This is a genomic window from Neolewinella agarilytica (genome assembly GCF_900110645.1).
GTDB classification, from domain to species: Bacteria; Bacteroidota; Bacteroidia; order Chitinophagales; family Saprospiraceae; genus Neolewinella; species Neolewinella agarilytica.
In genome coordinates this window covers 77,571-100,916 of the sequence record NZ_FOFB01000003.1, presented here as the reverse complement: position 1 = coordinate 100,916, position 23,346 = coordinate 77,571, and the positions used below count along the sequence as shown (strand labels likewise).

General features: G+C 53.0%; 18 protein-coding genes and 1 other RNA gene. 8 read left to right on the top strand and 11 right to left on the bottom strand.

Going from position 1 to position 23,346, the window contains the following annotated elements; all coding sequences use genetic code 11:
* Nucleotides 1–107 precede the first annotated feature (107 nt).
* Nucleotides 108–1,385, top strand: coding sequence for an MFS transporter (locus BM123_RS03905; protein ID WP_175489240.1), 1,278 nt, complete (start codon nt 108–110; stop codon nt 1,383–1,385).
* Here BM123_RS03905 and BM123_RS03900 read toward each other — a convergent pair.
* The 4 genes from BM123_RS03900 to BM123_RS03885 form a co-directional block, all read right to left on the bottom strand.
* Nucleotides 1,348–1,809 (bottom strand): hypothetical protein, encoded by a 462-nt coding sequence (locus BM123_RS03900; RefSeq protein ID WP_090165514.1) that lies wholly within the window; start codon nt 1,807–1,809, stop codon nt 1,348–1,350. The two genes, BM123_RS03905 and BM123_RS03900, sit on opposite strands and share 38 nt — an antisense overlap.
* Nucleotides 1,810–1,890: 81 nt before the next feature.
* Nucleotides 1,891–2,250, bottom strand: coding sequence for a hypothetical protein (locus BM123_RS03895; protein WP_090165513.1), 360 nt, complete (start codon nt 2,248–2,250; stop codon nt 1,891–1,893).
* A gap of 47 nt (nt 2,251–2,297) precedes the next feature.
* On the bottom strand, nt 2,298–2,945 hold the full coding sequence (gene pdxH / locus BM123_RS03890) for a pyridoxamine 5'-phosphate oxidase (protein ID WP_090165512.1): 648 nt from the start codon (nt 2,943–2,945) through the stop codon (nt 2,298–2,300).
* 115 nt (nt 2,946–3,060) lie between these two features.
* Nucleotides 3,061–6,942 carry a PASTA domain-containing protein gene (locus BM123_RS03885; protein ID WP_090165511.1) on the bottom strand — a complete coding sequence of 1,294 codons (3,882 nt, stop codon included), beginning with the start codon at nt 6,940–6,942 and terminating at the stop codon, nt 3,061–3,063.
* 429 nt (nt 6,943–7,371) lie between these two features.
* Here BM123_RS03885 and BM123_RS03880 point away from each other — a divergent pair, with 429 nt between their 5' ends.
* The 4 genes from BM123_RS03880 (at nt 7,372) to cysS (ending at nt 11,495) form a co-directional block, all read left to right on the top strand.
* The gene (locus BM123_RS03880; RefSeq protein ID WP_090165510.1) at nt 7,372–7,992 is read left to right on the top strand and encodes a DNA-3-methyladenine glycosylase family protein; all 621 of its coding nucleotides are present in this window, start codon (nt 7,372–7,374) and stop codon (nt 7,990–7,992) included.
* Between the two features lie 35 nt (nt 7,993–8,027).
* Complete coding sequence (locus BM123_RS03875; protein ID WP_090165509.1) at nt 8,028–8,570, top strand: DUF6794 domain-containing protein; 543 nt, start codon at nt 8,028–8,030, stop codon at nt 8,568–8,570.
* Between the two features lie 129 nt (nt 8,571–8,699).
* Nucleotides 8,700–9,863: a TlpA family protein disulfide reductase gene (locus BM123_RS03870; RefSeq protein WP_175489239.1), complete on the top strand. Its 1,164-nt coding sequence runs from the start codon at nt 8,700–8,702 to the stop codon at nt 9,861–9,863.
* A 138-nt stretch (nt 9,864–10,001) separates the two neighbouring features.
* A complete protein-coding gene (gene cysS, locus BM123_RS03865; RefSeq protein WP_090165507.1) occupies nt 10,002–11,495 on the top strand; it encodes a cysteine--tRNA ligase in 1,494 nt (497 codons plus the stop codon).
* Between the two features lie 138 nt (nt 11,496–11,633).
* On the opposite strand, the gene BM123_RS03860 is transcribed toward cysS, so the two are convergent.
* The 6 genes from BM123_RS03860 to rnpB form a co-directional block, all read right to left on the bottom strand.
* On the bottom strand, nt 11,634–14,498 hold the full coding sequence (locus BM123_RS03860) for a phosphatidylinositol-specific phospholipase C domain-containing protein (protein ID WP_090165506.1): 2,865 nt from the start codon (nt 14,496–14,498) through the stop codon (nt 11,634–11,636).
* A 200-nt stretch (nt 14,499–14,698) separates the two neighbouring features.
* A complete protein-coding gene (gene ppgK, locus BM123_RS03855) occupies nt 14,699–15,463 on the bottom strand; it encodes a polyphosphate--glucose phosphotransferase (RefSeq protein ID WP_090165505.1) in 765 nt (254 codons plus the stop codon).
* Nucleotides 15,464–15,619: 156 nt separating this feature from the next.
* Complete coding sequence (locus tag BM123_RS03850) at nt 15,620–16,498, bottom strand: peptidylprolyl isomerase (protein ID WP_245748419.1); 879 nt, start codon at nt 16,496–16,498, stop codon at nt 15,620–15,622.
* A 12-nt stretch (nt 16,499–16,510) separates the two neighbouring features.
* Nucleotides 16,511–17,158 carry a peptidylprolyl isomerase gene (locus BM123_RS03845; protein WP_090165503.1) on the bottom strand — a complete coding sequence of 216 codons (648 nt, stop codon included), beginning with the start codon at nt 17,156–17,158 and terminating at the stop codon, nt 16,511–16,513.
* A 39-nt stretch (nt 17,159–17,197) separates the two neighbouring features.
* Entirely contained in the window at nt 17,198–17,563 is a 366-nt protein-coding gene (locus BM123_RS03840) for a hypothetical protein (protein ID WP_090165502.1), read from the bottom strand.
* Nucleotides 17,564–18,186: 623 nt separating this feature from the next.
* An RNA gene (gene rnpB, locus BM123_RS03835) (RNase P RNA component class A) lies at nt 18,187–18,592 on the bottom strand.
* 78 nt (nt 18,593–18,670) lie between these two features.
* On the opposite strand from rnpB, the gene crtD reads away from it, so the two are divergent.
* From crtD to BM123_RS03820, 3 genes are all read left to right on the top strand, one after another.
* Entirely contained in the window at nt 18,671–20,152 is a 1,482-nt protein-coding gene (gene crtD / locus BM123_RS03830) for a 1-hydroxycarotenoid 3,4-desaturase CrtD (RefSeq protein ID WP_090165501.1), read from the top strand.
* Nucleotides 20,153–20,296: 144 nt separating this feature from the next.
* Nucleotides 20,297–21,013, top strand: coding sequence for an OmpA family protein (locus BM123_RS03825; RefSeq protein WP_090165500.1), 717 nt, complete (start codon nt 20,297–20,299; stop codon nt 21,011–21,013).
* Nucleotides 21,014–21,082: 69 nt separating this feature from the next.
* Entirely contained in the window at nt 21,083–21,466 is a 384-nt protein-coding gene (locus BM123_RS03820) for a VOC family protein (protein ID WP_090165499.1), read from the top strand.
* Here the strand turns inward: BM123_RS03820 and BM123_RS03815 are convergent.
* Complete coding sequence (locus tag BM123_RS03815) at nt 21,450–23,342, bottom strand: cation:proton antiporter (RefSeq protein ID WP_090165498.1); 1,893 nt, start codon at nt 23,340–23,342, stop codon at nt 21,450–21,452. The two genes, BM123_RS03820 and BM123_RS03815, sit on opposite strands and share 17 nt — an antisense overlap.
* Between the last annotated feature and the right edge of the window lie 4 nt (nt 23,343–23,346).

The window sequence follows — 23,346 nt, the reverse complement described above, 5'->3', positions numbered from 1 at the left end:
GGTGTGGTGGTGGGCGATGAAAGATTTCCCCGTCATATTACAAACTTACGGGAAGGAACGGGAACTTCATGGATTATGAGTGGGTTATCTGCTCTCAATTCCGGCCCATGAGCGCACTATTACACCGAATATTCGACCTTTATGTCAAAGCATTTTCTGGGCTCCCCCGTAAGGTTTGGTTGCTGGCCCTCGTTCTCTTGGTCAACCGGAGTGGCGCAATGGTCGTCGTCTTTTTATCTGTTTACCTGATCAACGACCTGGATTATGCTCCCATAAAAGCAGGCTACGTGATGGCTGCCTTCGGGGCGGGAGGGATTGCCGGGAACTATATTGGTGGGTTACTGAACGACCGCTTTGGCTCCTGGCACATCATGTTTTACAGTATGATTGGAGCTGGCCTGCTTAACATCATCCTGGGGCAGATGGACCAGTTCTGGTCCTTATGCCTGATGTCTTTTTTAATCTCACTTTTTGCTGACGCCTTCCGGCCGGCTAACCGGGCAGCGGTGGCCATTTACGCTCCGCCAGGAAAACTTACCCAGTCCTTTGGTTTGCTTCGCATGGCGGTTAATCTTGGGTTATCCATTGGCCCGGCCATTGGGGGCTGGCTTATTCATCGTTACGGTTTCCAGTTGATGTTTTGGGGAGACGGAATTACCTTTCTGCTCGCCGCAGGCGTCTTTTATTTTGCGCTGCCACCGGATGAGACGGCCAGACCTCTGGTTACCGAAGAAGAGAAAGACGCCGCCGGCCAGCCCCGCCCTGCACCTGCGGCCGCGCCCGCCCATCGCCAACCCTGGCTGCTGGTTTTTGTAGTAGCCAATGTGGCCATTATTCTCTGCTTTTTTCAGTTGTTCGGGCCGCTGCCCGCTTTTCTGAGTGAATCGGGTTACAATGAGCAAATGATTGGCCTGCTGCTGACCATCAACGGTCTTCTCATCGTTGCCGTCGAAATGCCCATGCTGTACGTTATGGAACGGCGCTTTCGCCCGATCCCCATCATGGTAATTGGTGGCTTACTGATCGCAGTCGGCTATCTGCTACTGCCCGCAGGCGTCTCTACCGGCTTTGTTGTATTGTTCATAATGATGATCTTCCTGACCATCGGAGAGATCCTTTATATGCCCTTTACGAATACCTATGTGTCAGAACACGCTCCGCCTAAACGCAGAGGTGAATATCTGGGAATGCTCTCCGCCAGTTATTCAGCCGCTTTCGTTTTGGCGCCGCTGATTGGTTTTGGCATCGCTGAAAACCGTGGCTACGCCACGGCCACTTTTGCTTGTTGTGGCATCGCCGCTGTGGGCTGCTTATTACTCTCGCGGGTAAATATGATTCGGGAAAAGGCTACACCGTCAGCACGTCAACAACCGTCTTTAAAGTAATGAACAGGGGCTCGCGGGCTTCCCGGGTAATGCCCTCTTCTTCCGCCTCCCCCACTAACATATCTTCCACAAAAGCGAGGAGCTCCTCTTCCGGGCTTTGCTCAAAAGCCGGGGTGACCCGCTGACGAAAATCCCCCTTCCCTTCGCCAATCAGTTCGTAGTTGGCCTCTTCGGCGATGCTGATGGCGTTACCGGAAACGGGGTCTGGCTCCGTCCTTTCGTCCGTAACGGATTGATAGATTACCACAGCTCCAAACAACAAAAGCTCCCGTTCGGCATCCGTGAACGCTTCGATTTCTTCGTTCGTCAGGTAACTCATCAGTTCCGGCTGAGATTGGGCGAAATCCTGAATTTCAAGCGCAAAGTCGTCCGCTCCGCTTTCCAGGCGGGTAAGGACTCTTTCGATGGTGGCTTCTTTTATCACGTGGGGAGTAGTGTAGTAATGTAAGCGGTAGTAATGTAGTGCTGCCGCATGTTGGAGACGGCAAGGTAGGGCATTATCGCACTATTTCGGCACAAAACCGAAGCGGGCACCTTCGGCGTCCACGATGAGGAAGCAGAGGGCGTCCGGGCTTTTTTTGTAGACGTTCCGAAAGGGGTCGACCTTATCCGCCGTCATGACCTGCTTAGCAACCAACTCTTCGAGAGTAGACACATTCACCCGCCATTGAATGCCCCGGTTAGTCGGTACGTTAAGTACAAAAATGCCCGGTGCCTGCTCGTTTTCTTCGCCCACGTAGGCGAAAAAAATGGGGTAATTACTCACCTCTTCATTGGTCACCGTTTCAGCAGCTACCGATAATTTCGGGAGGTAGGGTTTCACGTCAGTCTGGAGTTGAATCCAGTCGTTTTTTTGTTCCGCCATAAATGGTTTGATCTTCTTTTGAAAAGAATGTAATTAAGTGTGGGGCCTTAGGGCGCCAGCCGCACCATTTCCCAATCGCCTTTTTCTGTTTTCCGGTAAGCCAGCCGATCGTGCAGCCGGCTGCTACGCCCCTGCCAGAATTCTATCAGGCTAGGTTTGATAACATAACCACCCCAGTACTCAGGCCGGGGTAACTCTTCTGCATCAGCGTACTGCTGTTCTACTTCTTGCTGGCGGGTTTCCAGGAAATTCCGGTCAGGGATCTCTTCACTCTGCGGGCTCACCCAGGCTCCGATCTGGCTCTTCTTCGGGCGGCTGTGAAAATAGTTGGTGGACACTTCCGGCGCAGCGCGTTCTACCGTTCCCTCAATGCGGACCTGCCGCTGCAACTCCAGCCAGTTGAGTACCGCCGCAATGGCGGGTTTCCGGGACAGCTCCCGGCCTTTTCGACTTTCGTAATTCGTGTAAAAAACGAAGCCTTCGGAAGAGGCCTGCTTAAGCAATACGACCCTTGCGGCCGGTGTTCCGGACTCCGTGACCGTAGCAATAATCATGGCATTCGGCTCAGGAGACCCGCTGTCTTTAGCCACCTTAAACCACTCGCTAAATAAAGCAAAAGGATCCGCAGGAGCGGTGCGTTCCAGTAGTTCGTCTAGTTGGTAATCGACCCGGAGGTCGCCGGCATCAATGGCCATAGCAATTGCGTTTTATCAGCATGAAAATGGTATACGCTCAGAGGACCTTGCGGTTCTCCTCAACTTATGTTTAGCCTAACACCCAAAGCCGGAATTTGTCAAATAAACAGCGACATTAATCACAGCCATCCGGGCGACGAGCGGACAGGTAAATGTCAAACTTCGACCCTACCGGCACCATTTTCCCTCCCGGTGGTTCGGTGCGGATAACGTAGGCTTCGCTTTGGTCGGACACATTGCCATGGATGGTGCCTACTAACAGATCAGAGCCATCCAGCAAAAATTCTACTACCCCAAAGCGCTTACACTTCAGGTCGGGAACCTTTACCTCGCCGGTCTGGCGAACGGAAACGACAAACTCTAATGTGCTGCCTTGCGGCACCTGCACGTTTCCGCCGCGCAGGTCGGAGTCCGTTATTTTCCGGTCATCGAAGAAGAGGTGAATAATGGTGTTTTCTTCCAATTTGGGATCATAAACCTGTTCGCGAATCTTGGAGCGAATGTCGCCTATCCCTTCAATATAAGTGCTGTATTCTGTGTAATCGTACTTACCCACCAGATCAGGAAGCGTGATGAGCGGTGCCTCATCATTCAGGATGGTGAGGTAGATAGAGCGGTTCTTCTTCACCCCGGCTCCTGGCTTGGGGTGCTGCAGCACGACCAACCCGGCGGGGCGATTAGGGTCAAAAGGACCTTTTTCGAATTTGAGCTTGAGCCCCATATCGTCAGCCAGCGCTTCCGCATCTGCCCGCTGCATATCCACAAAATTGGGCAGTTCGGTACTCTTGCCGTGAGCGGTGTAGAGGTTCATACCTACCCGAAGGAGAACAAAGCAGAGTAAGAAGAACAAGAGAGCACCGAAGATACTTTTCCAAAAGTAGCCGGATTTGAATAGTCGCCAGCCACTGGCAGCGGTTGCTTTTGCCCGATCGGCAAAGGAGTTAGCCTCGCGGCTTTCTTCCGTCGTGGTTTCGGTTTCCTGAAGGAGCGTTTCCTCTTCGGTGGGTGCGTCCTGAAAAGCCATAGCTAAAGTTGATGCAGCAGCAGCGGTGGTTGCCGCGGCCGCAGGTGCGGAGAAAGTTGTAGGAGCGGGGGTGGGCTCCATGTCTGCCGGCGTAACCGCCGGTTGAAGATCAGGGTCTACGGTGACCGCCGGCGCTGCCGGCGCTGCCGCAGCAATCGGAACGGCTAAGGAACCTTGTTCCCGCCGGCTTTTACCGTACTTCAGAATCTCGCCGATGAACTCGGCGGGCTGATAGCCGGCAATCGCTGCCTGATGGAAAATAGCCGTTGCGGGCGTCATACCCGGCAGGCTGTTGATTTCGATGGGGACAGTCTCCACCCGGCCGTCCGCAAAAACACGCACGAAGGCATCAATGCGGCAGTAGCCTTCCACCCCGATGGCGCGGGCAGCCCGCTCCAGGTCGGCTTTCACCTGTCCGGAGACAAAATCGTAGCTGTAATCGTCAGTAGCCAGACGCGCGGGGGTGAGGTTCTGCCCTTCGCCCGCCAGGAACTTCTCTTCCAGGCTGAGCACTTCCCCGCCGGCCAGCGTTTCGCTGGGCTCGAAAACTTCGTAGCGCAGGGTTCCGTCAACGCCCCGGTGGGTAAGCATACCGCCGGTAATTTCCAGAAATTTAGCCGCTCCTTCGGCAGTGATCGCCTGCTCAAAGAGGATGGTATCTTTTCCGGAAGGCCATTCGTCTTTGGCCGTCAGCTTCATTTCCTTGCGGGAGTGCGCTTCATCCAGCGTTGAGGGCCGGAAGGTGAGGTGACAGTAGGCGTGGAGTTCGTCTCGTTGCTTGATGAGCTTGACGGCGGAGCTACAGCCATCGTCTACGGGCTTAGCAATGAGGGGGTAACCAAAGAGGCGCTCCACTTTATCGTAGAAGGCATATTCGTCGGCAATGAACTCTTCTGCGGTGGCGAGCCATTGTTCGGTGGTGGTCAGGCCGGCTTCGCGCAGGGTCGTCAGGCAAGCGTGCTTATCAATACTGATCTGGCTGCTGGCAATGCCCGAGCCGTTGTAGTAGAGGCCGAGTGGTTCCAGCAGTGCCTGCACCTGCCCGTCTTCGCCCGGACGGCCGTGGAGGGCGATGAATACACCGTCGGCAATCGACGGCAGTTCCTCCCAACTGATCTGCCGTGGCTGAAACACAACATCAGGGTCCGCAAAGCGATCGGTGATGCTTTTGCAGGCCTGACGGATGTCAGCAACGACAGGATGCTCCGCTGTTTTGGAGAGTTTATCGCGGATGTCGTCGGCGTTGTCTTTTAATAAAAGATTGATCGGTAGCTGGTGGAGGGAGTAGGTCGTCTGGTGGTTCAGTAGTCTGGTAGTACCGTCGTTGGAGGAGCTTCCCCCTAAAAAGACAGGTATCGGCCGATACGCTTCACTCGAAGCCAGTTTCTCATAAATATTCCTTCCGGATTCAACGCTGATGTGGCGCTCAAAACTATTACCGCCAAGAATAACGGCAATGCGTTCTTTAGCCGTTGCCGCAGCGCGCTGGGCGTCAATGGCGGCATCGAGCTGATCACCGAGGATTTGGGCGACTTCCATGGCTTCCTGTCCTTCACTCTGCATCCCGCGTTCGCGCAAAGAAGCCCGAATGATGAAGGTGAGGAACTGGCTGGGATTCAGTCCTATTTCCGCTGCCTGGTGGAAAAAGAAGCTGCTGGGCATCATGCCCGAGGTCGTGTTCGGATCATTGAGATAGATGCCTCCTCCCGGCGTGTGGAAGCCGTCGATGCGGGCATACACGTGGAAACCGAGGGCTTCGTAGAGCCGCTCACATTCTTCGCGAATGGCCTGAATCCGGTCCGTCGGCAGTTCGATCGGCGTCACCTTGCGGCTGCGACCGGGCATGTATTTGCTGCGGTAATCGAAGAGCTCGCTGCCAGACTTGACGATCTCCGTCGGGGGCAGGGCGACTACTTTCCCTTCCAGAGTACGGACGACAATGGTACTGAATTCTTTACCGTCGATGAAGCCCTCGACGATGACGCGCTCTTCGGATTGGTGACCGGTGAAAATGACAAGGCCATTTTCAGTAGTCTGGTAGTCTGGTAGTCTGGTAGTGCCGTCGTTGGAGGCGTTGGAGGCGTTGGAATTTACCGCATTTTCCAGGTAGGTGTGGAGATCATCGGGGGTATATAAAGTCAGCACGTGGTCGCCACGCTGGGCGTCCATCGGGAAGGCGATGCCGTCGCGGAGGTCACTGAGTTGACGGACGTATTCGAGGCGCTCGTATTCGTCGCGGGCGCGGTATTCGTTCAGGGGCAGTAGCTCCCGAAAGAAGGCCGCGTTAACGGCCCGCTCGAAGGACTCCAGGCCGTCATCTTCTTGCAGGATGGCGACCCCGATGGAACTCCCCTGGCGGGCGGGGCGGATGACCATTGGCCAGCCAATTTCTTTCTCCGCTGCGGCGAAGTGTTCCGTAACCCGGTCTCCGTCAAAGTCTCCCTTAGCGATTACCCGGATGGGCGGAGAGGCGAAGCCCAGCTCCGACATCAGTTCTTTCTGCAGGGCTTTGTCCATGCCAATTTCGCTGGCCTTCACACCAGAGCCCGTGTAGGGAATGCCGGCGTATTCGAGTTCGCGCTGCAGCTGGCCGTCTTCGCCATACTCGCCGTGCAGGGCCAGAAAAGCGAGATCGATGAGCTCGGGCAGTTCGTCCCGCCGGATGCGACGACCGACCTTACGGCCCATCGCTTCCAGGCTCAATTCATCCAGCGGCCCCAGGCTTTCCTGATAGACCTGAAAGCCGTGTTCTGACTTCGGCGCCAGCTCAATGGGCGGGAAGAAATCCCGGATGGTACCCCGGTACAGGTACTGCCAATCGAGCAGGTGCCACTTCTGGAAGCTATCCACAAAAATAGGGACGGGCTCAAAGAGTTCCTTATCGAGATTATCGTAGACGGTCCTGCCGCCCGCGAAAGAAATTTCGCGTTCGCGGCTGGGGCCGCCGAAGAAGATGCCTACTTTGATCCGCATAGCTTATGTCCGTAAATTCCAGTTTGCTTTTTAGCCGAGTGCGAAGGTAGGGAGATTGAGGGAGATCTTAGCGAAGGGTTAGTATTTGCAGGTGTTGGAGAAGAATTTGCGGAGGAGCGGGCAGTTGGGGCGCGGCCGTGATTACTAAGTCTGCCGAATGTGCTGGTGCCAGGGGAGACCTTTTAGAGCGGGGATGCCGTCGGACCTCTCTGCGAAAACCTTCACTTTAAATCTGTACAAAAATGTGCAATTTTCAAGTGCGACTTTCGATCTGTACAAAAGGTTACAAATCCAAAGTGACATTTCAGGCTAATTCCACGCAGCCTTCCCAATCTTATCAGAGTCTCACCCCCAGGTTTTACTACTACCGCGATCATCGCAAGGAAGAAGTCGGCCTCATCTTTCAACGGGAAGAAGTAACTTACTCCCATGATCGACCCCGCTATCCGTGCCCACCTCAGCCAGGAGCCTAAGATTGCCCCCATTGTAGCAAAGCTCACCATTCCGCCCCGGCCGGATCACGACGGAGACGTTTACTTCGGCCTGTTGCGCTCCATCGCCTACCAACAACTGAGTGGTAAAGCCGCCGGCACCATCTTCGGCCGCTTTCTCGACCTGTTCCCCGACGGCTACCCCCACCCCGAACGCCTGCTGGAGATGGAAGACGGCGCCATCCGCGCCGCAGGAATGAGCCGGGGCAAAACGGCCTACATCAAAAACGTCGCCCAATACTGGCTCGACCATAAACTCATCAACGCAGACTGGGAGCAGTGGAACGATCAGGAAATCATCGATCGGCTCACCACCATTAAAGGCGTAGGGCAATGGACGGTGGAGATGATGCTGATGTTTGTCCTCAAGCGCCCCGACCTGCTACCCCTCGATGACCTGGTGGTGAAGCGCAACATCATCACCCTGTTCAGCATCGACGATACGAAGCTGAAGGGTAAAAAACTGAATGCGGAGATCATCCGTTGCTGCGAGCCGTGGCGGCCGTACCGGAGTTATGCCAGCCGGTTTATGTGGGCGATGAAGGGGACGGAGGTGTAGGATACGGAACCTGAACTTTTTTCGTTTTCACATCCATGAAACAATTATTTCTATCCCTATTGATCTTTCATTTTTCTTGTGGGAATAATGAACGTCCTGAAGAGGATTTTGAAGAGCCTGAGACTTACTCTAATGATTCAGTCTGTGATCAAATGTTTCACCTCTTATATTTATCCAAACTGGATCATTTTGACAAATCGTGGTATATACCGACTTCGCTGGAAGAGAGCTTTGTAGAACTCGATAAAATGATTAACGATCCATTGAAATCCTGGATCAGATGTATAGATGATGGGGCATTCTCCGCCAGGGTTCACTTAAGCCTTGGTATGCATCTGCGCAATAACTGGGGATTATGGCTTGGTTCTCCGCTCCATCAATCATTCCGAAAAATGGGCTTGCGTCATCCTGATGATATGTCTGGGGTGATTCTCGATAGTTACCAACGGAGGTTAAAAGGAGAAGATATTCGCCTACAGGAACAAATCGACAGTTATACAACTTTTTGGAATCAACAAAAACCTGATAAGGATGGCAACATAAATATGAGCCAACCTAGCCTACAGGACTATCAATAATCAATCCAATCCTGAGCAAAATCAGTTATAACGGAAAATCACTACAACCCTCTTTTTCCTATGCATCGTTTTATTCCTTTGCTATTCTTTTGTCTTTCTTGTTCGCCCCTTTCTGCCCAACTCACCACTATGACAGGCGACGAAGCCCCTCCCATCACCCCTACCGAATACCTGGAAAACAGGTTGAAAAAGTCCGACCTCAAAGACAAGTTCCTCGTCCTCACTCTTTGCAAAACCTGGGACCAGCCCTGCTTCAACGATATAGTCTTTCAGGACTCCCTGCGCGCTGCTTACCCCAACGAAAAGGTGGAATTCCTTACTTTATTTAGGGGCAGTACCGAACTTGCTCAGTCTGACATCAAGGGCAATAACTTAGGTATTCCGCTGGCAACCGACCTCTACGGAAAAACACAAATTCATTACGGTGATGGTGAGACCGGATTAATCAGCTGGCCTCTGACCCTTCTGATTGACGATAAAAATATCGTCCGTTGGCAGGGAGATGGTGACGATCTCAATGAGGAAGCATTAGAAAGATTTGTAAACAGAGAATATCCAATAATTGACCTCTCCGAAAAGTACGTACCGCTGGCTCCCGAGAGTTTTTTATTCGAACCCATGACGTGTGAAGAACTTTTCAAACTTGAAATGGAAGACTCCGTAAGTTCCTTCGTGCGCGTATGGGATAAGGATGAGTTCTCAGATGACATGTTTATGTCGACTTGGTCATTATCCTACAATGCCGGGGCGATTGGCCCGATGTCCCTTGAAGACCTTTTTCACAAATTATTTCCACGAAAACGGCTGGTTATTCCCGGTGACCTCATGGAGAAAGAATATCGGGTAGCGTTTGTCCAGCGAAATACTGATCGGAAAACGGCAGATCGATTGGCAGCCGACATCCTCGGAGAAATAGGTCTGGAAGCTTCCGTTACGCCACTCCCCGCTACTTATTATGAACTTACAATCAGTAATAAAGAAAAATTAGCTACCCCAAGGAAAGTATCTCTCCGCAACCGACTTCCTGAAGGGATGCAAGATTTGGGTAACTACAGTGATCGAGACCTCCATAATTTTGAAATTAGACGATACGATCTCAGAGACTTAGCCAAACTTCTCAACAGTTACTCCCCTGATCGTTGGAGCTACACCGGCAACCACCGTAAGGAGTACAATTTCATTCTCGACGTAACCTCCACCAAGGCACTATTGAAAAGTCTCCGCCAGCATGGCATTAGTGCTGAAGGCAAAGCAGGAACTGTAGACGAAATGACAATTAAGTACAAACAATAAATAACGCTCAATACTTCCAGGCCTGGATACTTTGCTCCTCGGTCCCTCCCTCTGCACCCGCGTCCGCGCCCGGCAACTTTTCTTTCCTTGCTGACCTTACTACTAAAGCCGTAAATTCGCGCTCTCAAATGCTCAAGAATGTCTAACGAACTATCGCTTTACAACAGTCTCAACCGCCGCAAGGAGGTCTTCGAACCGCTACACGCCGGTCACGTCGGTCTTTACGTTTGTGGCCCGACCGTTTACAGCGACGTTCACCTGGGTAACTGCCGGACCTTTACCAGCTTCGACATCATTTACCGTTACCTGATGCACAAGGGCTACAAGGTGCGCTACGTGCGCAACATTACCGACGTGGGCCACCTGACCGATGAAGGCGAAGACAAGATGAGCAAGGGTGCCCGGCTGGCCAAGCTCGAACCCATGGAAGTAGCCCAGCGCTACACCGTCGGCTTTCATAATATGATGCAGGCTTTCAACAACCTGCCGCCCAATATCGAGCCGCGCGCCACGGGTCATATCATCGAGCAGATTGAAATGGTGCAACAGATTCTGGCCAACGGTCTGGCTTATGAGGTAAACGGCTCGGTCTACTTCGACGTGGAGGCCTTCAACAAAAAGCACGATAATAATTACGGCAAACTCTCGGGCCGTAAGATCGATGAGCTGATGGCGGAGAGCCGCGAGCTCAAGTCGCAGAGCGACAAGAAGCACCCTTCCGACTTTGCCATCTGGATGAAGGCTACCGACGATCATATTCTGCGCTGGAACAGCCCCTGGGGCGAAGGTTTCCCCGGCTGGCACCTCGAGTGCTCGGCCATGAGTACGAAGTACCTCGGCGAAGAATTTGACATCCATGGCGGGGGTAACGATCTCAAGTTCCCACACCACGAAAATGAAATTGCCCAGAACGCCGGCTCCTGCGGCTGCGGCGGAGCCCGCTACTGGCTGCATACGAATATGCTGCTGATGAACGGCCGCAAGATGTCTAAATCCGACGGCAACACCATCACGCCACAACAACTCTTTACCGGCGAAAGCCCGCACGTGACGGATAGCTACAGCCCGATGGTACTGCGCTTCTTTATGCTGCAAACGCACTACCGCAGCACGATGGATCTGACGGACGACGCGCTGCAAGCCGCCAAAAAAGGCTACAGCCGCCTGATGGAAGCCTGGGCCAATCTCCAGGGTCTGGAAGGCAAAGGCGGGGCGCAAAACGGCACCGTGGGCAAGGAATTGGAGACGATTCTGGCGGACGCTTACGGCGAGATGGACGACGACTTCAACACACCAAAAGCGCTGGCAAAAGTCTTCGAACTCGTCTCCCGCATCAACGCCCTTAAGGGTGGTCAATTAAGCCTCAACGAAGTCTCTCCGGCCACCATGACGGCGGTTAAAAGCAGCCTGAAAACACTGCTGTTCGACGTGTTCGGCCTGAAGGAAGAGAGCGCAGACGCAGGTGCAGAGGGAGAAACACTGAGCAAGGTGATGGACCTCGTTCTTGACCTCCGAGCTCAGGCCCGTGCCGAGAAAAACTGGGGTATGAGCGATAAGATGCGCGATGGACTCAAAGACGCCGGCATCGTCGTCAAAGACGGTAAAGACGGGACGGAATGGACGGTGGGGTAGGTATAGTCGGTAGAATCAACTCCGTCCGCCCTTAATTGCTGGCAATATTCGCCACCTTCCACTCACCGTACCTTATAGCCACCGCCCCTCCCGAAAATCCGGAAGAGGCGGTGGCATCATGAAAGGTATTCGTTTCTCCTAATTACGCTTACTCTCCATATTATTAGTGTCAATCAGTAAGCCAAGTAGTTTTGGAGTAGGAAAGTCCAGGCAGACAACACCGTAAGAACCGCGATTGTAATCCGGACTACCGATTGCTTTGGTGAGTTTCGGAACAATTTCATCGGCTACATCATCCGGGCCAATTTCCTCCTGAACGACGCCCCCCAGGATATTACCGACATTACTGAAAAAATTACCTACTTCCTCACCCCACGAAGCACCCTCCGGGAGGCTGTTCCAGTCAAGTGCATTACCGTTGAACGCAATGATCCAAATCTTACTACGGCGACTCCCCAGATTATTACAAGCCACCATTCGATTGAACTGCTTTACGTAGCGGTCATTGATCGTGTTGTCATCCGTGATTTTGTAGCCTCCACCGGGTACGTTCATACTATTCCACTTGTAATCAGCCAGGTCGCCAACATTGTCGAGTACCATGATCTTACCACGTAGCTGAGCTACCGTCGGGATGCTGGTTCCTTTGTAGAAGTAACTCGCATTGGCGGCAACGTACTGGTCCCAACGATCTTTATATCCGCTCTCTTCATCGTCTTCCCGCTTAACGCGCATCAGGATTCCTTCAGAAGGGTTAGCGGCCAGAAAGCTGGTGATCGTCTTTAGAATACTACCAAAGTCTTCGCGCTGGTCGCAGCGGCCATGGTAATTCTGCAACTTTCCGTCTTCGATGTTCAGGCGAATATCCAGGTAGCGGACACCTTGCTTAAGCTGCTTATCGATGGACCAGTCCTGACATTTACCATATTTATTAAAAGCGGGGTCGGGACAGCCATAGTCAGCGCCAGAGTCATGGGTTCCGGGAATGGTGATGTCTTTAATGCTCAGATCATCCTTCAGTTTAGCCATCCAATTACTGCGGTTATCCGATAATAGACCTGAAGGCATAAGAACGTGACCAAACCGCATCGTCGAGCCTTCCGATCGAGACAAGCGGATAACGATGCCACGGTTGCCAAAGCCTACCAGGTCGGCCTTACCGTCACCGTTCATATCTGCTACCAGGCGGGTATGGTCTTTGCCATTCCAGCCCATTTTCGTGGTAAAATCACCCGTTGCTTCTATAACAGTAGCATAACGGTTGTTGCCCTGGCCAAGTGCGATATAAACCTTATGATAGCCAAAGCCGATGATGTCCATTTTACCGTCGCCGTTAACATCACCAACGGCACGCTCATGCTTGTCGTTTACCCAACCCTTAGCACTACCAAAATCATTGAGTAGCGGGATTTCCGGCCCGAAAGTGCCGTTTTTACGCCCTTCAGCCATTAATACCTGGTTGGTTCCAAAGCCTACAATATCCGCCCGGCCGTCGCCATTCATATCTACAACTAAGCGGCGATGTTTACTCGTAGACCACCCTGCTTTGGGGGTAAAGCTGGTGTGGGCGGTTATTACATCAGGTTTAAAAGTTCCATCTCCGTTGCCGAGGTACACAAAGACCTTTGCCGTACCGAAACCAATGACATCAAGGTTACCATCACCGTTGACATCACCAAAAGTCCTGAAGTGCCTTTCACTCGTCCAGCCTTTACTATTGACAAAATCCTTAAGTATCTCACGAGCGCTGGTAAATGTACCGTCCGTCTTGCCCAAAGCAGCCATCACGGAGTTGCTACCAAAGCCAACGAGATCTGCCCGACCGTCGTTGTTAATATCGCCAATAAAGCGATCGTGCAGGTTCGGCCGCCAGCCGGAGTTGTAGGCAAGGTTGTTTGGTAGTCCCCGTTTAGCTTTCCTTAATGAAAGGTCTTTCTTCATCAGACCAACAAAAACATCCTTGGTGCCGCAGCCAATAAAGTCGGGAATTCGGTCTCCATTCACGTCCCCTACTCCACGAAAATGCTTAATGGAACTCCAGCCGTCATTATGTCCAAAGTCATTCAGGCCGTTATCAAACATAGTATGGTTCGGAAAACCCAGATTGGTACGGCCTGCGGTCTGGGTTGATGGGGTTTTACCCGCGGCGGGTTCCGCCGTGAAGTACATGTTTTCCCCCTTCTCTCCATTGAACAGTACGATGTTATACTGATGGTCTATTCCGAGATAGGTATTGGGGGCCAGGGCGGAGCGGAAGCGCAGGTGCCCCTGAGCGTTTTTTTCTATGTACCACTGTTGGTTGGCTTTTCCGCTGAGCAGATTATTAAGGAAAATATTGGTACCATCAGCTGTACGGGAATGTTCTACGGAAAGAAACATATTACCCATCTCTGTTTTGAGTAAATACACACCAGGAACGCTGGAGGAAACAAAGCGGAAAGTCTGACTAAGCTCATCCAGAGCACGATTGACCTTTACGTTAGCACGAACGGCGGCCTTGTTCCCGTATACGTTCATGCGCTCGGCGGGCATACCGACAGAGCGAAGGTAATAGGGCTTATTATCCATCGTGAAGGCAGTCCAGTTTCCCGAACCAGGCGCGGACGCAGGTGCCGTGGAGCTTGAACGAAGCGATGCTTTTATAATGTCCCCTTCCGTACCTCGCGTACGGTCATAGACTTTTTTTTGCCACAGATCGATTTGTATTTTGGTGAGTCGGTTGTCTTGAAGATATACAGACCACTCGTCTCGCCCCATTTCTTTGTAGGTACCAACGACCTGCCCGGAAGCATTGGTCGTTTGCCAGATTTTGTCTCTGGTCTGGAACCAGGTCGTTTGAATTGAATTATAGGCTTCTGTGACCAGGCCGACGTTCCGCCCATTAATCGACTTGTTGAGTTGAGCCCCACCCGGGCGTTGAGCCTGTATTGAGGCAGGAGTTACAACAACAAGAATAAAAAAGGCCATCAAGGTAGCGTGTAAAAGGGATGAAACGGTTCGCATAATAACAATGCATTAAGGTGAGAAAAAGAGAGACTACTTGGCCTCATTTGCTACACAAAGTTGAGTAGCACTCACCTATACGTTTCCCCTTTTTCCACGAACGGTTAACTAGACCACATGAGCGGTCTCAATAAGACACACGGATGAACCTAATCCACTACGCGAATTACCCCCAGGCTCCAAACCGAGTGTTTACGATCTTATTTCTTACTCCGCTCCCAGGCATACACCGCTGCACCTACGGTCCCCGCCGTATTCTGAAGTTTGGCCGGCTTAATGGTAGCGTAGGCGTCCAGGTGCTTTTCGAACTGCTCGAAGGATTTGCTTGCCCCTCCTCCCAGAATGATCAGGTCAGGGTTGAAGATGAAGTCTACGTGGCTAATGACCTTGTTGAATTTCTTGCCGAAAGTCTTCCAGTCCATCTTCTCTTCCTTGCGGACTTTATTACTGATGAACTTTTCAGCTACTTCTTTCTGGTTTTTCAGGTAAATCTGCCCGATTTCCAGGTTGGGCATCAGATTTCCGTCAACGAATAGTGCTCCTCCCAGGCCGGTACCGATGGTAACCATAATTACTGTTCCATCAGTAGCGTATTCTTTACCTACGCCAAACTTCATGGCGGCGATCCCCGCCGCATCCGCATCGTTGACGGCAAAGAACTTGAGCCCCGTCTTTTTTTCAAAGGTATCGGTAATACTCGTCCCGATCCAGCTATCATCAATATTGGAGGCGGAAGCCGCCACCCCCCGGCGGACTATTGCCGGAAAACCTACCCCCACGACACCGTCATATTCAAAATGATCTACCAGTTTCTGGATCGTTGCGGCAATAGCCTTCGGCGTAGCCGGAGCCGGTGTATCAAAACGGTGCCGCTCAGTGAGCATTCGCCCGTGGCGAACATCAACTAGCCCACCCTTTACGCCGGTCGCCCCAACGTCAATGCCAAGAATTACGTGGTCTTTCATTTTGTGTCTCTGTGTGGTTGAATCTAAAAGCAAGGGATTCTCTCTACATCCTTACTTGATTATTCTATAGCCAAAGCTCAAAGCGTTGAGCCAATGCCCCTCTCCGTTGCGCCTTTGGCAGGACACTCCGGAGAGGGGCCGGGGAGAGGTTTGCGCTTACTGAATCATGCTGATCTTCATCCAAACATCTTCCGCTGGCCGGTCAGCCGCTCCGGTCTGCACCTTAGCAATCTTATCGATCACGTCTAATCCTTCGATAACCTGACCGAAAACGGTGTAGTTCTGGTCCAGGAAAGGAACTCCTCCTTTTTCCAGGTACTCTTCGCGGATGGCACTTGGGTAGCGGACACCAGTGCTGGCTTCCTGTTTATTGAGTTCCGCGTCCGTTACCGCACGCCCGGACACAATGTAAAACTGTGAACCGGAGCTAAGTTTTTGCGGGTTGTTCGTCCGGGCAGCAGCGATGGCGCCCTTCACGTGAGCCAGACTATCGACAAACTCAGCAGGAATCTGGTAGCCCGGGCCACCGGACCCCAGACGTGCGCCCGGTCCGGCACCGCGGCTGTTGGGGTCTCCGCCCTGCAACATAAAGCCGTCAATTACCCGGTGGAACAACAGATCGTCATAAAAGCTCTGTTCTACCAGTTTGACGAAGTTATCCTGGTGCTGAGGCGTAGCGTCAGAAAGACGGGCGATCATATCGCCTTCAGAAGTTTCAATGCGAACGAGGCATTCCTTGGGTGGAGTCACGGTAATGGTTTGAGTGATGGTCTTGGATTTCCCTTTCTCGTTTTCGGCGGTCAGGGTGACGACGTAGTCGCCTGATTTAAAATAACGGTGCGTAGGCGCCTCCTCGGAAGAGGACGTCCCATCGCCAAAGGACCAGCTGTAAGTTGAAGCCTTCTGCGAAGTGTTGGCAAAACGGACCTCATCCAGCACCTTGGCGTTACGGTTAGTAGTCGTAAACATCGGCTTAGGAGCCGAGCACTGACTAAAAAGGACAGCCAGTAGGAGAAGCGGTAATAATTTTTTCAAAGCAGGGATGATTTAACGTACGATAGAAACGTGCTCGATAATGACGTCTGATACGGGGCGATTCTGCGCGCCGGTAGCCGTAGCACTGATCTGGTCAACGACTTCCATTCCGGATACGACTTCACCAAAAACGGTGTATTCCTGATCCAGGTCGGGGCGTCCGCCCTCTTTAATGTAGGCCTCTCGCTGAGCTTCATTGTATTTGATGCCTTTCATGCGTTCGGTCTGATCCAGGCTGGCGGCACTCTGTGGCTGGCCGGTAACGATGTAGAACTGAGAGCCGGAGCTCTGTTTAGCGGGGTTGTTAGTGCGGGCAGCAGCGAGGGCGCCGCGGAGGTGAGGAGCACCGATCTCATGATCAATCAGGTAACCCGGGCCACCACCGCCCAGCATGGTGCCAGGAGCAGCACCCTTACTCTGGGGGTCTCCACCCTGAATCATGAAATTCGGGATAACGCGGTGGAACAAGGTTCCGGCATAATAATCCTCTTCCACTAACTTCACGAAGTTGTCTTTGTGCAGAGGCGTCTCGTTATAGAGCAACACCTTGATGTCTCCCATATTAGTCTCAATCAAGACGTAAGTATTTCCGTCTCCGGAACATCCGGTCAGCAGACTAAGCGCGATGGCTACAGAAACAAGAAGAATCAATTTACGCATGGTCAGGTATGTTTGCGGGCAAAGGTAATTAATGAAGCACTAACCAATCATACCCTCTTCTTCCTCCAGTTCATTGAAGTAGGTAACGATTCGGGACTTAATCAGGGCTTCCTGCCCGGCCAGGTCCTTCGGCGGAATTTTACTGATCAGCTCGTAATGGGGCCACCCCTGATCGTCACGGCCGATAAATTCATAATGACCGTCATAGCTCAGTAGCCGGCAAATAGCAATGTGCATCAGGTCCTGTTTTTCCTCTTTGGTAAACTCTTCCTTCCAGCGGCCCAGCTCCTGTACACCAATGAGGAAGAGCATGGCATCCAGGTTTGGCAGCACAGGCCGGTTAAACCGCTCTTTGATCAGGTGCCTTACGCGTTGGTAGGCAAAGTCTTCTTCCCAGTTTTCCATCTTGTCGAAAATTTTGTGCGAAGATAGGGAGGTATTGTAGTCTGGTGGTTCGGTAGTCTTGTAGGCTCCGCGCGTTGGAGGCGCTGGAGGTAGGGTAGTTAGAATTTGTGACTGCCTACGTTAGGAAACCTCTCCCCCGGCCCCCAGGGCTAACGCATACTCACCGGACGCTCAAAGGAACTCAGCAATTTCGCCTCCGGCTCCATGGCTGAGCACACTTCGAGGTCCTAGACTGCCAATTTAGGACCTCGAAGTGTGCATTTTCCGTAGCGGAGCGAAGGATAAAATGTTCCTTTCCCTTCGGGGCTGCTTCGCGGTGAGGGTCCGGCTTCGAGTATGCGTTAGCCCTGCCCCCGGCCCCTCTCCGGGGGAGAGGGGTTACCCTTCGATATTAATTATCAGTGAATTATAACGTTTTTACTCTCCAGCAATAATCTAATTCAGAGTGCTGAATCTCAGATTCTAACCACCCTACGTTGGAGGCGTTGGAGGCGTTGGAGGCAATATCGCATCTCCCCTACATTGCCGCCTATAAAATGCGGCAGCCGACTAGACTATCAGACCACCCAACTACAAAAAACGGCGACGACCCGCACCCTCCGAAGAGAGCCGGGCCGTCATGTACAGTCAGGATTCCGATAAGCCGGGTTCTGTCATCACCGCCCGAAGGCGGTGAGCTCCACCATTTATCCAGGCCCGGCATTGCTACCGGGCTCTATCTACCTACCCGCATTGCTCCCGAAAGAACCGACGGACCGCCGGCTGCCGCAAGCGGCAACAATACTGCTCGGTATTTCAACCCACGGGGTTTACCCACGCTCCGTGTTACCACGCAACGTCGTGCGCTCTTACCGCACGTTTTCACCCTTACCCTTCCCCGAAGGGAAAGGCGGTTTAGCTTTCTGTGGCACTTTCCGTACCTCCCCCATTCGGGAGGCCCCGGCCGTTAGCCGGCGTGGTGCCCTGCGCTGCCCGGACTTTCCTCTTGCGGTCTCCCCTAAGGGGCCGCAAGCGGTGGAGTGGACCTGCCTGCGGAGAGTAAACGGAATCGTCCGTTTTTAAGTTGCCCGATGAAAACAATATTCCCCCAGGCAGCCTTTCACTCACATGCAAACCATCATCATCGGTGCCGGCATCGCCGGCCTGGCCGCCGCCGTCCGGCTGGCAGCAGCCGGCCATCAGGTTGAGGTCTTTGAGGCCAACGACGGCCCCGGCGGCAAACTCAGCCAGTTTAGCCTGGGAGGCTACCGTTTTGACTTCGGCCCCAGCCTGTTCACCATGCCACAGTACGTAGACGAACTCTTCCGGATGGCTGGCGAAGAACCAACGGAATACTTTAATTACGTCCGCCTGCCGGAAGTCTGCCATTACTGGTGGGCGGATGGCACCCGCTTCTCCGCCCCCGGCGATACCGATCAACTGGCAGACGCCGCTGCGGAGACCTTCGGCGTGCCGCGCGGGCGCGTCGCGGGCTTCATGGCTGATGCCGCCCGAAAGTATGAATTGACGGGGCGGACCTTCCTGGAGAAGTCTCTCCACAAAGCCAGCACCTGGCTGGATTGGCAGGTGGCCGGCGCCATGCTCCGCATCCCCGGTCTAGATCTGTTCCAGAGCATGCACGCCGTGCATGAGCGCGACCTGGGGCACCCAAAGCTGGTACAACTCTTTGACCGCTTCGCCACCTACAACGGGTCTAACCCCTACAAAGCACCGGGGCTGTTATCCATGATTCCGCACTTTGAGCATCACTTCGGTGCTTACCTGCCCGAGGGTGGTATGTACGATATCAGCCAGAGCATTTATGCGTTAGCGATGCGACTGGGGGTCAGCTTTCACTTCAATAGCCGGGTGGAGGAAATCCTTCGGGAGGGCAGGAAAGTCTGCGGTGTCCGGGTGGGCGGACGGGAGTGGACGGCGGAAAATGTTGTCTGCAACATGGATGTCTGGCTGGCCTACGACCGGCTGTTGCCCGGCGCGAAGCGGCCGGCACGAACATTGAGCCAGCAAAAAAGCACCAGTGCCGTCATCTTCTACTGGGGCATCCGGCGGGAGTTTCCTGAGCTGGGTGTCCACAACATCTTCTTTAGCGAAGACTACGCCCGGGAGTTCACTGCGTTGGAAGCCGGAGAACTGAGTGATGACGTGACGGTCTATGTCAACGTCAGCAGCAAGATCGTCAAGGAAGATGCACCGGCAGGGGCAGAGAACTGGTTTGTGATGGTGAACGCTCCGGCGGATACGGGGCAGGACTGGAAAAGTATGGTACAAACGCTACGGGCACGGGTACTCACTTTGCTCCAGAAACGCCTCCTTGCACCTGCGTCAGCGGCAGAAAACCTGACCCTCGAAGATTTAATTGAGGAAGAACGCATCGTCACTCCTCCGGAAATTGAACGCCTGACCGGCTCTCATCAGGGAGCGCTCTACGGCACCAGCAGCAACAACACGATGGCCGCTTTTTTGCGACACCCGAACTTCAGCCGGAAAATTGACGGTCTGTACTTTTTGGGCGGCAGCGTGCACCCTGGCGGGGGCGTGCCATTGTGCCTGCTTTCGGCGAAGATTACTGCAGGATTGATGACCGGCTGAAACACCATATCCGGGCTTAAAATCAGACCTATTAAACGATAAGATTGCACACGCTGCAGCCGTCAGAGCTGGACACGGAAAAACCTGCCGGAACAAACATCCGGTAATGAGGAACGGTTGTATCGGGTAACCAACAATCAAATTATGAATATTTCAAAACCAGCTTCTATTCTGCTACTGGCAGTCCTTGTCGTCTTCCTGGGTTTTGGCTGTAATACCTCAAAAACCGCAAAAGGAGCCGTCATCGGAGGGGCCACAGGTGGTGTCATCGGCGGAGCCATTGGCAAGAAGGGAGGAGATGGCACCAAGGGCGCCGTTATTGGTGGCATCGTAGGCGGAACGGCCGGTGCCATCATCGGTAAATACATGGATAAACAGGCTAAAGAACTGGAAGAAGAAGTACCAGGTGCCAAAGTGGAAAAAGTGGAAACCATTGACCCTGAAACAGGAGAGACCGTTACCGAAAGTGTGACCGTTACCTTCGAGGGCGGGGTACTCTTCGAGTTCGCCAAAGCCTCCCTTACCGCCGCCAGCCGGGCGGAACTTGACCGCCTCGCAGCCATTTTCATCCGCTACCCGGATACCGATATCATCATCGATGGTCATACGGACAGCGTGGGTAAGGAGGATGCTAATCAACGACTCAGCGAACAGCGAGCCGCTTCAGTTGCTGATTACCTTGCCTCTGACGGCATTACCCGCTCCCGCATGCAAACGACCGGCTACGGTGAGATGCGCCCGGTAGCCAGCAACGAGACAGACGCCGGCCGCGCCAAGAACCGGCGGGTAGAACTAAGCATTAAGGCCAACGAAAACCTGGCAAAAAAAGCGAATGATGGTAGCCTTACGGTACCGGAGTAAGCATTGGCCAGCAAAGAAAATTCAGCAACGGGGTGTAGAGTTAAGTCTCTTCACCCCTATTTTTAGGCTATGTCCATATTAAATAAGACCTCTAACCTCCGCCCCTTCGTTCCCGCTAAAGACTTCGCCGTTTCCCGGGCTTTCTACAAAGACCTGGGAGCAACTGAAATCTGGGCCTCGGATGACATGGTACTGTTCCAACTCGGCGGCAGCCAGTTTTACTTACAGGCCTACTACGTCAAAGCCTGGGCGGAGAATACCATGTTATTCCTCATGGTAGAAGAGTTAGAGCAGCTCTGGGAGGAGTTACGGGCACTGGACCTGGTAAATCGCTACGAAGGCATTCGCTGGAAAGAGCCCACCGATTATGAATGGGGCCTCCGGGAAATCCATCTGATTGACCCCGCCGGGGTACTGTGGCATTTTGCTAAAGTTCTTACGCCGGCTGGTTAGGCGCATCCTGCAGCTCACCACTTTCTTCGCGGCCAGCCAGAGCGGGGAGTTCCAGCCCCAGGTAAACCAGATGATAAGTTCCTTCTTCGAGGGTCATTTCTTCGGGATCGCGGGGGACTACGTGCAGCATTCCATCGGGGTGCTTCAGGAAAAGCGGCACGGTATACTCTTCCGCGTTCACGTTCTTGAGGATCTCCAAAAGCTCGTCTTTGCTGCTAAAGGCCATTTCCAGCACCTCCGCTGACTCGCGGTGGGCTTCACTCAGGTTGAGGAAATCATCCGAGTAACTGAACACGAACTCTGCATCCGCCTCGCTTCTCTGCTTAAGCTCATCGGCCGTGATGAGGCGGTAAGCGCCTCTTTCACCAAATATTTTCGCGTAGCGGCGAAGGGCGTAATTATTTACGTCGCTACTGCCGGTAAAGGCCAGCATGTAGCCTACATCGAGCAGTTCGTACTCTTCGGCAAGTTCGCTGTTGTAGATATTAGTCACGATACCATCGAGCCCCTTATCCCTTGCCTTACGGATGTTGTTGTAGTTGCTGTCAACCAGATGCACATTGCGCCCCTGCTCCTTCAGATAACTGGCAATGGCGATAGAAAAATCGTTGGCCCCAAAAATAACAACGCCACCGGAAGCTTCCTGAATAACGCCCAACAACCGGGCTACCATCCGTGCCGTAGTGGCATTGAGCAAGACCGTGCCCAGCACGATCATGAAGACCAGGGGCGTGATGTATTCCGCTCCAGCAACGCCTTTCTCCTGGAGGATAAGTCCGAAGAGAGAAGCAATACCTGCCGCCACAATTCCGCGGGGCCCAACCCAGCTGATGAATAATTTTTCGGCAACGGAAAGGTTCCCCTGGTAGGTACTGATGAACACACTGAGCGGCCGCAAAACGAGAGCAACAAATCCAAACAGGGCGATCGGGCGCCAGTCCTGGGTCAGCAAGCGCAGCTCATCCATATCCATATTGGCGGCCAGCAGGATGAAGAGTATGGAGATAAGCAGTACGCTCAGGCTTTCTTTGAAGGAAAGAATTTCTTTAATCCGTGGCACATCTTTATTGGCCAACACCAGGCCCATCACGACTACGGCCAGCAGCCCGGACTCATGCGCCAGAAAATCACTGGCCACAAAAATAAGCAGTACGTAAGCCAGCACAAAAACATTGAGCAGATAGTGCGGCACCAGCTCCCGCTTAATGATGCGCACCAGGGCCAGCCCGGCCAAAAACCCGAGCGTTCCGCCGTAAATCACTACCTGAATAAAGGTGCCAAAAGCATGAGAAGTAACGCTCATACCGTGGTCCGTCGTGCTGATAAATTCAAAGACAAGAACGGCCACCAGTGCCCCGATGGGGTCAATCAGGATGCCCTCCCACTTCAGCACCGTAGCGACGTTTTTATTCAAGGGGATATTTTGCAGGATGGGCGCAATCACCGTTGGTCCGGTCACAATAATCAAGCCGGCGAAAAGAAAGCTGACACTCCAGCTCAACTCCATAATATAATGGGCCGCTAAACCGGCCCCGATGAAGGTAATCAGGCTCCCCAGCGAGATCAGTCGAAGGATAGATCGCTGGGTTTCTTTTACTTCCTTGATCCTGAGCGTCAGCCCTCCCTCAAAGAGAACAATACCGATGGCCAGGCTGACGAAATAAAAAAGCGAGCGGCCGGGGAAGAGTCCCTTACCATCCGGTTTACCATCAAAAATCGGGCTGATGAGCTTTAATCCGTCTTCGGTCCAAAGCGTAGACAGCGGCCCGACGAGCAGACCGATCACAATCAATGGCAGGATAGCGGGTACACGAATGCGCCAGGCCAGCCATTGGGCAAAAATTCCAAGAATGATTATTCCTGCTAGTTCTTCCATTCAC